The following is an 11,454-nucleotide window of genomic DNA, read 5'->3' as shown; positions in this document are numbered from 1 at the left end:
AAGTTAATATGTGTAACGATAAGATCGTCTGGATTTGTTCACCGGGTTCTTCCTTTTAGCCGCCCTATGTGGGCGGACGGGGACAAGGTGCTTGGTAAGCAGCGCACTCATTTGTTCGAAACTTTCTTTCCGTTGTTCGCGTGTTTCACTCATGAACGATCGTATGAAATAGGTTTTCACGATTCCGATAGCGATGCTGATATTTTGCTTCATTTCATATTTATAACGCTCTTGGGGGATTGCCCTTGTTTCGCTTACTTCGATCAGGTGAAGCATCGTCAGGTTGTACAACCAAACACTACAATAAATGTCCTGAAGAATCAGCCGTTCCCGAATACCACTGAACTCTTCTAACTTCATCCGGTTTTTCAGTACGTTGTAGGCAGTTTCGATTCCCCATCTCAATCGATACACTTCATTCAAGTCGTCGGATGAAAATTCTGCAGGGGTTAGATTCGTCAAAAGGACTTCGTCCTCTATCTTATCGCTATCCTGCTTGTGAAGTTGAATTTTTATAAACCGCAATGGATAAACCGTATTCATCAAGGTTGCCCGGAAAATTCGATCATTCCGGTAGTCGTTTGTCTGAAATCTGTCAAATGTGACATCAAAAGTTTGATCTTGCCCGACAGACAGCTGGCTGGAATAGCGCTTTAAGCTCTGGCGATCCATTCGCATCACAAATTTTTGCCCGTCCTGGATCAGTTGGTGAACCAGACGCATCGAAAAGTAGCCGCGATCAAACACGGTAATCGTCGGTTGCCGAAGCGTTTCTTTCAATACGTGAAGATGTTGCGAAGCCGAGTCGCGCTCGCTGCTTTTGTAGGGACCGATAAACGTGTCAATCACTAATTTGTTGATACAATCATATAGCAGGGAGACGGAAGCCATCACCGGATTGGCGGATGCCTTTGCATTAAGTGCCACACCGTACTTCTTGGCGTTTTCCTCCGTGGAAGGAAGAGTGATATCAGAGCCGTCTATCGCAGTCACAATGTAGCCGTTCAGCTTGACCAATTGGTCATCGTTCTCTTCATAAATCATGGACATGTAGTCAGTCATCATCAACAGGATGGCTTTGGGGTTATAGTTCATTCTGGCTTTATAAAAAGCGACTGTCGAAATGTCGAGCGGTTTGCTCTGATCATCGTAGAAATTTAAGAGTTCACAAAATTGGGAGTTCCCCTTTTGCGCAAACATTTGAAGCATCAATGTGAGCGGGGTCGTTTTCCTTTTTCGGGTAAAAGCTTGTGGGTTCCCTTCGCGGATATCTTCCAGATAAATAGTTTGGGCTTCTTCAATATATTCCTGAAATACCGTCAATTGGACCGTCATTTTTGAACCCTCCCTTTGATATATGAACCATCCTCTTTACATTAAGTATAACGGGAAATATAAAGAGGAGGAATGAAATCATCATCTCATCATAAAAAAAATGCGAGAATGCATCATTTGAATGCATTCTCGCTTTTTTTACAGTTGTCAAGTTGCTTAAGTTAATGACATTGCGCGACGGGTTCAGCTTTTTTGTATTGTTTATATTTTTTAGAAGAATACGTTTGTTACGCCATCGCCTGAAGCACGGAAGCTTTGCGCTGAGGTTGAACGGTACCCGTTCAATACTTCGTTAACTGCTTGGATTGTGTCAGCAGAAGGTACTTCTGCTGCAGCAGCTCCGTTGGAAACTACTGAGAACTGACCTGATGCATACAATACAGCATCAATGGTCGTTCCGCCCCAGATTCCCGATTCAACGCGGTTCATGATAACAGAAGCAACATTCAATTTTTCTTGGTAGCTTGGGCCTGCTTCAGCTTGGACTACTTGATACAAGAAGGAGCTCGCTTGGTAAGTCGTTGCTGCCGTTTGTGCTACTGCAACTGGCTCAACATATGTTTCTACAGCTGGTGCTGCTACTGGTTCTGCTACTGGTGCAGCTGCCTGCACTTCTTCAACTGCTTCAACTGGTGTTTCGACTTCAACTGCTTCTTCGGAGCTGACATCGTAGCTCTTCACTTCTGAGTCTTGCTCAACAGTCACGATGTTGTGGTCGGCTGACAATACGATTGCGTTGCCGGCAATGATCATGTCTGCATTTCCGATGCTGTTGACATCAACTAAGGCATTCACTGATACATCCGTTGCCAATGCGATTGCAGATAAAGTATCGCCCCATTGGAAAGTGTATTTGCTGCCGCTCTCCAAGTTTTGGATATCCGCTTTGATTTGATCTGCTGTACGTGCTGTCCAAGTGGATGAAGTATATTCTGTTGCATTTGCTTGTGTAGGATTCGCTGTTGCCATAAAACCGATGGCTGCTAAAGTTGCGCTCGTTACGAATAATCTAGATTTGAAGTTTTTCATGTGTGTTTTGTCCCTTTCTTCTCTTCGCAATGTTTTCGTATTGCAATTTATACTCTTCATGACCTTTTTTATTTGATAAATGAAGTATTTATCCAGGTCTCGATCGGAGTTCTTTCAACAGAGACAATCCTATCATGAATCAAATCGCTAAAGTTAAATATCCCTTCTTTGTTATTCCATCTTAACGTGACTGTCTCAAATATCTGTTTATCTTACAAACATAAGTCAAATATTACGCTGTCGTAATATAGAAAATCAATTTGTAACAATTGGCATAACAGCTGTCTTTTTTCACAAACTCCACGTCAAAAAATAGACAAACCATTGATTTATCAGTTGTTACATCTGTAACATATGTTTCAATCCGTGTCATTTCTCAAGCGGGCAGGACCCATTCCGCTTTTAATGGCTAAAAATTATTACAAAACATTTGCTTATTGTAAACATAAATAAAAAACCTTACCGAATTTATCGGTAAGGTTAAGATGCATTTAAATTTCAGTAAGCGGGCGACGGGAATCGGACCCGCGACATGACCTTGGGAAGGTCGCATTTTACCACTAAACTACGCCCGCATGCTGGTCTGTTCGACCGGACTGCATGTTCCATTCTACTCCTAAATTGTGCGCACTACAATAGCCAAACAGAAAAAATGTACAAATTTGTATGAAAAAAACTCCCTCAGCAATAATTGAGGGAGCCCCTGTATTATTTTTACTTATTTGCTGCCGGTTACTTTGAATTTCGTACCGGATAACGCTTCATTGAAAGTCTCTTCGGAAATGTCTTGGTTCATCTTGACTGTTGCTTTCTTTCCTTCCAGATCAATCGTTACCTCTTCCACACCTGCAATCGCAGAGAATTTCTCTTTGACTGTTGCTACGCAACCATCGCACTTCATTCCTTCTAGCATGAATTCTTTTTCCATAATCGTTTCCTCTTTTCTATTTATTAATCCTTTACCGTTTTGAGACGGAAGGTTTGAATCCTTTCAGACGTAATGCATTCAACACAACCGATACCGAGCTGAAACTCATCGCTGCTCCGGCGATCATCGGATTCAACAAGGGTCCCCCGAAGACGTGCAGAATCCCCATTGCAACAGGAATCCCCAAGACATTATAGGCGAATGCCCAGAACAGATTTTCCTTGATGTTTTTGATGGTGGCTTTGCTGAGCTCGACGGCTGTGGCAACCGCCATCAGGTCGCTCTTCATCAGCACGATGTCCGCTGACTCGATGGCGACGTCCGTCCCTGATCCGATAGCGATGCCTATGTCGGCTTGGGCCAATGCCGGTGCATCATTGACGCCGTCTCCGACCATGGCGACTTTGCGCCCCCCCTGTTGCAGCTTCTTGACTTCTTCCGCTTTGTCTTCAGGCAATACCTCACTCAGGACACGGTCGATGCCCACCTGATTGGCGATGGCTTGCGCCGTACGTTTATTGTCGCCGGTGATCATCGCGATTTCGATACCCATGCCACGCAGTTTTTTGATTGCGGCGGCACTGCTTGCTTTCACCGTATCGGCAACGGCGATGATGCCTGCCAGTTCTCCATCCATTGCGATGTACATCGGTGTTTTGCCTTGTTCAGCCAACATGTGGGAGGTTTCGGCAAATGAACCGAGTCCGATTTCATGATTCAGCATCAACTTTTCATTTCCCAAAAGAAGCTCTTTCCCATCGATTGTGACGGCAATACCGAAACCAGGCAGCGCATTGAAGGCGGATGGTTTCGCCAAAGACAGCTCTTTTTCTTCGGCATCGCGAACGATCGCTTCGCCGAGCGGATGCTCCGACCCTTTTTCGGCTGATGCAGCCAGCAGCAACAGTTCATCCGGATTTAGCCCTTCACGGACCAGAACATCCGTAACTTTCGGCTTGCCTTCCGTGATCGTCCCCGTCTTATCGAAAACGATAGTCTGGATTTTATGCGTCACTTCAAGGGCTGTCCCGCTTTTGATCAGCACACCATTCTCGGCGCCCTTACCGGTACCCACCATTATAGCGGTTGGCGTCGCCAAGCCCAAAGCACAAGGACAAGCGATTACCAAGACGGAAATCGTGATGGTCAGCGCGAAAATCCATGATTCTTTTCCCAAGAAGTACCAGGCCAGCCCCGCCAGAACAGCGAATACGATGACGATCGGAACGAAGTAGCCCGAAATCGTATCAGCTAGTTTTGCGATCGGTGCTTTTGAACCTTGGGCATCTTCCACCAACTTGATGATCTGCGCAAGGGCTGTATCTTTTCCGACTTTTTCTGCCCGGTACTGGATGGTGCCGTTTTTGTTGATGCTGCCGCCGATGATCGCATCGCCCGCTTTTTTCTCCACAGGCATGCTCTCGCCTGTCAGCATCGATTCATCGACTGATGTCAGGCCTTCCGTCACTTTTCCATCGACAGCCATTTTTTCGCCGGGACGGACAACCAAAATGTCCCCAGCCATAACGGCCTCCAGCTTGATTTCCTGCTCATTGCCGTCACGAATAACGCGGGCTGTCTTAGGGGCCAAGCCCATCAGTTTTTTGATGGCCTCAGACGTCTTACCTTTTGAAACAGCCTCGAAGTACTTCCCGAGCGTGATCAGCGTCAATATGACAGCCGCCGATTCGTAATACAAGTTCATGACAAGCTCATTGTTCCCTCCGATTGCTGCAAAGGTGCCATACAGGCTATACAGAAAGGCAGTACTGGTCCCTAAAGCCACCAGCGAGTCCATATTCGGGTGGCCTTTGAACAAGGACTTGAATCCTACTGTAAAAAATTTCGTCCCGAGCACCATCACCGGAATCGTCAGCAAGAGCTGCGTGAGTGCGAACGTGACAGGGTACATATTCGGATGGAGGCTCATTGGCAATGGCAAGCCCAACATGTGGCCCATCGCGAGATACAGAAGCGGAAGCGTGAATACCGCCGAGAGCCAAAAGCGTCTCCACATATTTTTGATGTGCTGCTCTTTCTTCGCTTGGTTTTGGTCGCTTTCTTCTATAGTAGCGTTCTCTTCGATAGCCTTGTAGCCCGCTTCGGCCACAACTTTTTCGATATCCCCTGGATGAAGCACTGTCGGATCGTATAAGACGACCATTTTTTCGGTAGCCAGGTTCACGGACGCATCAGACACGCCGGCAACTGCCCGGGTGACTTTTTCCACGGTTTGGGAGCACGAGGCACAACTCATGCCTTCGATCAGAAATGTCTTTTCTTTCTTGTTCGCCACCAAAACGTAGCCAGCCGCATCGACTGCATTCTTCAGAATTTCTTCGGAAAAATGGCTTTCATCGACAGCAACCGTCAGTTTCTCGGTCGCCAAGTTGACTGTTGCTTCCTTGACGCCTGCGACTTTGGCAGCCGCTTTTTCCACGGCTTGTGAGCACGATGCACAACTCATGCCTTCTATATCATAACTTTTATTTTCCATCTGGTGATTCCTCCTTATGTACGCAGCCGGTTTGTTTGCAGTTGCATTGTCCTGGCGTGCACATGCACTTCACTTCATCGACTGCCGTCCGTTTTTTAGCGGCGATCACCTTTTCCAACAACGCAACATCAGCGTGGCTCAGCGTGGCTCTTCCGATCAGTTCAGCTATCGTGCTGCCCACTTTTTTCGTGCAGACGTGCGCCAAAAGATCTTCGGTAGCGCCGCCGACGCTTTCCTGTTCGGATACGGTTGCGCTGTAGATGAATTTATTGCCGATTGGTTCCGTAGCCAACAAACCTTTGTCGACGAGTCTTCCGATCAACGTTTTGACGGTGGCTTGTTTCCAATCCATTTTTTCCTGCAGGACCGAAATGATTTCCCGGCTTGTCGCTTTCCCGTTTGTCCAGACAACACGCATGACTTCCCATTCAGCGTCGGTTATCTTTTTCTGTGTCGAATCGGTCATTTTGTTCACCCTTCCGTTGTTGTTTCTTGCTCCTGAAATTAGTTTACATCTGTAGACGTTTTATGTCAAATGATTTTAACCCAAAATAAAAAACAGCAAGTTACCATCGGTTGGCCTGCTGTTTTGTTCTCAATTATTTGTTTGTCCTATAGTCTGTCTTGGCCTCTTTCGCGCTTGCGCACGCGTCTGCGGTATAAAGTCGGTGTCAGGCCTTCCTTTTCCTTGAATTTGCGGGAAAATTCCGCCGCGGAGGGCATCCCGACCAGTTCGGCTATTTGCTTTATGAAGCGTCCCGAGTGAATCAGCAAGTAGCGTGCTTGATCCATCCGGACACGATCCAAGTAGTCCATCAACGAAACCCCGTAGATGCGGATGAAGATCTGCTGCAGTTCCGATGAGGGACCATGACAAGCTTCGGCAATACGATTCACGCTCAAAGGGTTTTGATAATGGCTGTGGATAAAGCGCTCGGCTTGGTTGGCCCATTCCAGATCCGTAACGGCATTCCCGTTCGGTCTGCATCTGCGGCAAGGTCTGTAGCCATGGGCTTCCGTAGCCTCAGCTGAAGTAAATACGCAGATAAAGTTGAATTTCGGAAGCCGGGAAGGACAGGACGGCTTGCAGTACAGTTGCGTATCCCTGTTTGCATAATAGAATTCTCCATCAAAACACTGATCCCGTTCATTGATTGCTTGCCATTGTTCCACATTCACTGCTTGTTCTGCCCTATCCGCCGCCATCGTCTGGTTCCGTCCTCTACAACTGTCATTTATGTCTGTTTCCTAATTATAGTATATAAACCAAGGATATGCTTCAGTCCGTCGCGAAAAATTTATGCTTTTTCGCCAAAAAAACAGCAGTTGCACCGAATGGCACTGCTGCTGTTTGATGACAATCTGAACAATCTGTCACTTATACGATATTGCTTCCGGCATAAGTCAATTCGGCCTCTTCGCCGCGGACTTCCAAGAGCGCTTTTTCGATGATGGCCATGACCTGCTCTTCGTCACCGCTGTTATTGACGATGTCGTACGTATCGATGTTGATTTTGATTTTTGGACTTTGGTCGTACTCCTGATACCATTGCTCATAATTTTTGAAAAGCAATTCATAGTAGGCCAATAACTCGGAATCGTCCTCGATCTGCTCAAATTCACGGCCGCGCTTGCGGATATGATCCAAAATCGTTTCGAATGAACCATCCAGATAGATCAGCAAATCCGGCGCTTTTTTGGGCATGCCTTCCAATTCTTCCATCATGTTCGCCAACAGGTCGTTGTAGATATCCATCTCTTCTTGGGAGATGTTGCCTTGCAGGTGGTTGACCCGCGTGAACAGCGCGTCTTCATATATAGAACGGTCCAAGACATTATTGTCATCAGTCAATGCAGCCTTGATGCTGCGGAAACGCGTATTCAAGAAATATATTTGAAGGCTGAAAGCCCATTTTTGTGGATTATCATAAAATTTATCCAAGATCGGATTGTAATCGACGCTTTCGAAAAAGGCCTCCGTCCCCAATCTTCTTGAAATCATTTCGGTATAGGTCGACTTTCCAGCACCTATCATTCCTGCCATTACCAGCACGCTCAATCATATCCCTTCCTTTGGTATTATCTGTTTATTTCTGTATTTTATGCACATTCCGATCCGCTTTTTTGCGGAACAACATTTAGTAGTTAGGCGAGAACCCTCGTGACTTCAGTCATGAGATGAATCGCCGTTCGGGATTAGGGGTGCCAGAGGTGCCTCAAAGCCCGACAGTTGACTGCTTGAAATTAATGATTCCCTTGTTTTATTGCACTGTAATCCATACGCTATCGCTTGGAAAAGCGAACGTATTTTCGGTATAATATGTATATGGGGAGGTGAAATCAATGTCAGTAGAAATAGTTAATCGTGGTTATGTGTATAGCGGAACACCAAAATCTGATGAAGCAGAACGCTATTTCCGTCAATGCTTTGGTGCAGACCGATTGATTTACAACCTTCACGTAGCTCATTTGTATGCGTACCTTGAAAAAAATGGACACACCGTCGGTGACAAGCTGCCTACTTTCAAAGAAATGGGGATGCCAACAGTCAAAGAGTTCAAGCAGGTTCGAGTGGACGACGATGGCAACAAATACCTGTATGAAGTGGATGCATTCGCTTCGAACGAAGCAAAACAGCATTTCAAGAAAGCAATGAATTCATTCAATAAGAATGCGTTCAAAGGACAATTCAAGAAATCTGCACTGAAACGTCAGAAAACGCTTGGGATTGAGCCTACTTTCCGTGACCTTAAAGGGATGCCGAAATTCCATTCTCGCAAGAACAGCAAACTAAGCTATACCACATTCAACCAAAATGGCAACATCTTTATTGAGAACAACGTTCTCCATCTCCCGCTTGCCCAAAAAAGTAAGTTGTCGGAAGTAACAATCAAATTGAATACACATCGTCCCTTACCGAAGAACAGTCGTATCAAGAACGTCACGATAACAATGAATGCTCAAGGGAAGTTCGAAGTATCCATTAATGTTGAATTTGGAATGGAAATCGAAAGCATTGGTATCCCTGCTGCTGAACGCGTTCTTGGTCTGGATTACTCCCAAGCCGATTTCTTCGTAGATAGTGAAGGTAAGAAAGCCAATTATCCGCACTACTACCGAATCATGGAAGAGCATCTGGTAAAAGAACAGCGAAAGCTATCCCGCATGGTGCAAGGTTCTAAACGATGGGAACGCCAGCGATTAGTAGTGACGAAAATCCATACGAAAGTTGCGAACCAACGGAAAGACTGGCTCCACAAGAAAGCCTACACCCTCGCGAATCGGTATGACATGATTGTCGTGGAAGGCCTCGACCTTCGTGCGCTTGGACAAACCTTGAAGTTGGCGAAAAACCAACAAGATAATGGGTTCGGCAACTTTCGCCTGTATCTCAAGTACAAACTTGAGCAACGAGGTAAATATTTCGTGAAAACGCCCAAAAACTTTGCTTCCACACAAATCTGTTCGGATTGTGGCGTCAAAAACACGGCCCTCAAGGGCGATATTTCCACTCGCGAATGGACGTGTACCAATTGCAATGAACAGCACGACAGAGACCATAACGCCGGGTTGAACCTACGCAATTATGGACTCCGTTGGATTGATGAAGTATTGTTGGCACCATCATTGGTGGTTGCTTAAACATAGAAACAGGTTCGCTTGGTGCCTGACAGTTCCTCTCATAAGGATAAAAGGGCGTATCAATGGGTACGTACTCCGCTGTATATAAACCAGAGCCTCGCAATAGGCTCACAAGCCCGTGACTTCAGTGATGGGTTGTTGACTATCATACCATGCCTGCAAAACGAGATATAGTATCTTTTTGATTAGAAAATTCACTTTTTTTGTAAAAAAACCCGGTTTCCCTTCTCCCAAAAACACTGGTCAAAAGCATCAAAATCCACTATCCTAGAAGAAAGGAGTGTCGCCCATGAGTTTGAACCATCGCACCATCAAAATCGCTTTTGCGACAGTCATCGCGATTCTGATTGCGCAATTTTTTCAGTTGAATTATTCAGTTGCAGCCGGGGTCATCGCGATCCTCAGTGTGCTGGACACCAAAAAATCTTCCGTCCTGACAGCCCTGCAACGGATTGCCTCCACAGTGCTGGCATTGACGATCGCCACGATCCTGTTCCGCCTCTTTGGCTTCCACATCGTCGTGTTCGGCGTCTATCTGCTGTTTTACGTACCGTTGGCCTACCGTTTCACTCTTCAATCCGGCATCGCACCTTGTTCGGTGCTTGTGACGCATCTGTTGCTGGAAAAGCAGACAAGCTTTCCTTGGCTTCTGAACGAGCTCGCCCTGATGATGATCGGCGCCGGCGTGGCTATTTTGTTCAATCTTTATATGCCCTCCAAAGCGAGCCAAATCATCCTCCTACGCGAACAAGTGGAGACGCAAATGAAGGAAGTGCTGCATAGTTTCAGCGTCGCACTTCGCGAGGGGGAGGACCGCAATCAAAGCCGGTTATTGGACGAATTGGATGATCAGTTGGAAAAATACAGGCAGGTCGTCTATGCCGAATTCGACAATCAGTTGTTGGACCAATCGACCTATAATATCCGCTACTTCGATATGCGCAGCGAGCAGGTCACCATCCTGAAATATATGGCCACCAACCTCGGATTATGCGCGCTGCCGACAAGTGAAAACAAGATTTTGGCTGGCCTGTTCTTCCTGACTGCAGCCCAGCTGCATGAGCAGAATACAGGCATCTATCTGATGGAGGACATCGATTCATTGCTGCAATCATTCCGCGAAAGCGAGTTGCCGGCCACCCGTGCGGAGTTCGAAAACCGTGCCATCCTGTTCCAGTTGCTGAACGACTTCAGACGCTTCATCCAGACGAAAAAAATATTCTACGAAGAGTACGCAGCGGAAATAATTACAAAGAAATGAATTTTTCATGAGAAAACATTTGACACTTACTAATCGTATTGTTATTATGTATATAAATTCAAACAACCTCACGGTGAAAAGAAGAGTACGGATAACGGAACTGCACAGAGAACCTCGGCAGCTGAGAAGAGGACAGGAAAGTCATCCAGAAAATGGTCTTAGAGTGATTGGTTTGCGAACGCCTTAGTGCCTCAGCAAACCACGTCCGCATACGTTACAATGCCGCAGTATAACAAGACAGAACGGTCGTCTTGCGTACTGACTGAGGGGGCATGCGCGAGCATACCCTGAACCAAGGTGGTATCACGATGAGCAATCATACGTCCTTGCACAGCAATGTGCGGGGGCGTATTTTTTTTACTGTACGATATCGTTTGACAAAAAATAATAAGGGAAAGAAGGAAAATAACATGACAACAGCACAAAAAACAATAACTTTACCATTCAGAGCCGACCACGTAGGGAGCTTTTTGCGCACGGAACCATTGAAGGAAGCGCGCTTGAAATTTGCAGCAGGTGAAATCGACGCAGCCGCCTTGGACCAAGTTGAAACGGAAGAAATCACGAAATTGGTCAAAGATCAAAAGGAAAACGGATTGAAAGGTTTCACTGATGGCGAATTCCGCCGTTCTTGGTGGCATATCGATTTCATCGAGAACCTGAACGGATTTGAAGGCTATGTGCCGGAACACGGCTATGATTTCGGGGATGTGGAAGTCCGCAAGTACGCTTTCCGCAACGTCGGCAAAATCTCATTCAATC

9 protein-coding genes, 1 tRNA gene and 1 pseudogene are annotated in these 11,454 nt (G+C 46.2%); 3 read left to right on the top strand and 8 right to left on the bottom strand.

Translation table 11 applies throughout. The features are described from left to right. Window positions 1-3: 3 nt before the first annotated feature. The 8 genes from WBV27_RS00310 to WBV27_RS00275 all read right to left on the bottom strand — a co-directional run bounded on the left by WBV27_RS00310 (window position 4) and on the right by WBV27_RS00275 (window position 7,842). Window positions 4-1,335, bottom strand: a complete 1,332-nt coding sequence (locus WBV27_RS00310; RefSeq protein ID WP_424198423.1) for an IS4 family transposase — start codon at window positions 1,333-1,335, stop codon at window positions 4-6. A 210-nt stretch (window positions 1,336-1,545) separates the two neighbouring features. Next, entirely contained in the window at window positions 1,546-2,364 is an 819-nt protein-coding gene (locus WBV27_RS00305; RefSeq protein WP_424198421.1) for a cell wall hydrolase, read from the bottom strand. A gap of 504 nt (window positions 2,365-2,868) precedes the next feature. After that, window positions 2,869-2,939, bottom strand: a tRNA-Gly gene (locus tag WBV27_RS00300). 143 nt (window positions 2,940-3,082) lie between these two features. Next, on the bottom strand, window positions 3,083-3,292 hold the full coding sequence (locus WBV27_RS00295; protein WP_424198419.1) for a heavy-metal-associated domain-containing protein: 210 nt from the start codon (window positions 3,290-3,292) through the stop codon (window positions 3,083-3,085). Between the two features lie 31 nt (window positions 3,293-3,323). Next, entirely contained in the window at window positions 3,324-5,789 is a 2,466-nt protein-coding gene (locus WBV27_RS00290; protein ID WP_424198417.1) for a heavy metal translocating P-type ATPase, read from the bottom strand. Next, window positions 5,779-6,255 carry a CopY/TcrY family copper transport repressor gene (locus WBV27_RS00285; protein ID WP_424198415.1) on the bottom strand — a complete coding sequence of 159 codons (477 nt, stop codon included), beginning with the start codon at window positions 6,253-6,255 and terminating at the stop codon, window positions 5,779-5,781. The genes WBV27_RS00290 and WBV27_RS00285 overlap by 11 nt, the downstream gene beginning before the upstream one ends. A 146-nt stretch (window positions 6,256-6,401) precedes the next feature. Continuing rightward, on the bottom strand, window positions 6,402-6,995 hold the full coding sequence (locus WBV27_RS00280; RefSeq protein ID WP_424198413.1) for an Ada metal-binding domain-containing protein: 594 nt from the start codon (window positions 6,993-6,995) through the stop codon (window positions 6,402-6,404). Window positions 6,996-7,167: 172 nt separating this feature from the next. After that, window positions 7,168-7,842: a deoxynucleoside kinase gene (locus tag WBV27_RS00275; RefSeq protein WP_233436861.1), complete on the bottom strand. Its 675-nt coding sequence runs from the start codon at window positions 7,840-7,842 to the stop codon at window positions 7,168-7,170. A gap of 290 nt (window positions 7,843-8,132) precedes the next feature. Here WBV27_RS00275 and WBV27_RS00270 point away from each other — a divergent pair, with 290 nt between their 5' ends. The 3 genes and pseudogenes from WBV27_RS00270 to WBV27_RS00260 all read left to right on the top strand — a co-directional run. Next, window positions 8,133-9,431 (top strand): RNA-guided endonuclease InsQ/TnpB family protein, encoded by a 1,299-nt coding sequence (locus WBV27_RS00270; RefSeq protein ID WP_424198411.1) that lies wholly within the window; start codon window positions 8,133-8,135, stop codon window positions 9,429-9,431. 289 nt (window positions 9,432-9,720) lie between these two features. Next, a complete protein-coding gene (locus WBV27_RS00265; RefSeq protein ID WP_424198409.1) occupies window positions 9,721-10,692 on the top strand; it encodes an aromatic acid exporter family protein in 972 nt (323 codons plus the stop codon). Between the two features lie 410 nt (window positions 10,693-11,102). After that, a pseudogene (locus WBV27_RS00260) lies at window positions 11,103-11,454 on the top strand (5-methyltetrahydropteroyltriglutamate--homocysteine S-methyltransferase); the annotation flags it as partial.

The organism is Trichococcus sp., from assembly GCF_049589555.1.
GTDB lineage: Bacteria > Bacillota > Bacilli > Lactobacillales > Aerococcaceae > Trichococcus.
The sequence above is the reverse complement of the archived record's forward strand: the minus strand, read 5'-3'. Positions and strand labels throughout refer to the sequence as shown.

Coding starts and splice junctions, on each gene's coding strand:
- WBV27_RS00310 (WP_424198423.1), bottom strand. CDS start 1,335: ATGACGGTCCAATTGACGGTATTTCAGGAATATATTGAAGAAGCCCAA.
- WBV27_RS00305 (WP_424198421.1), bottom strand. CDS start 2,364: ATGAAAAACTTCAAATCTAGATTATTCGTAACGAGCGCAACTTTAGCA.
- WBV27_RS00295 (WP_424198419.1), bottom strand. CDS start 3,292: ATGGAAAAAGAATTCATGCTAGAAGGAATGAAGTGCGATGGTTGCGTA.
- WBV27_RS00290 (WP_424198417.1), bottom strand. CDS start 5,789: ATGGAAAATAAAAGTTATGATATAGAAGGCATGAGTTGTGCATCGTGC.
- WBV27_RS00285 (WP_424198415.1), bottom strand. CDS start 6,255: ATGACCGATTCGACACAGAAAAAGATAACCGACGCTGAATGGGAAGTC.
- WBV27_RS00280 (WP_424198413.1), bottom strand. CDS start 6,995: ATGGCGGCGGATAGGGCAGAACAAGCAGTGAATGTGGAACAATGGCAA.
- WBV27_RS00270 (WP_424198411.1), top strand. CDS start 8,133: ATGTCAGTAGAAATAGTTAATCGTGGTTATGTGTATAGCGGAACACCA.
- WBV27_RS00265 (WP_424198409.1), top strand. CDS start 9,721: ATGAGTTTGAACCATCGCACCATCAAAATCGCTTTTGCGACAGTCATC.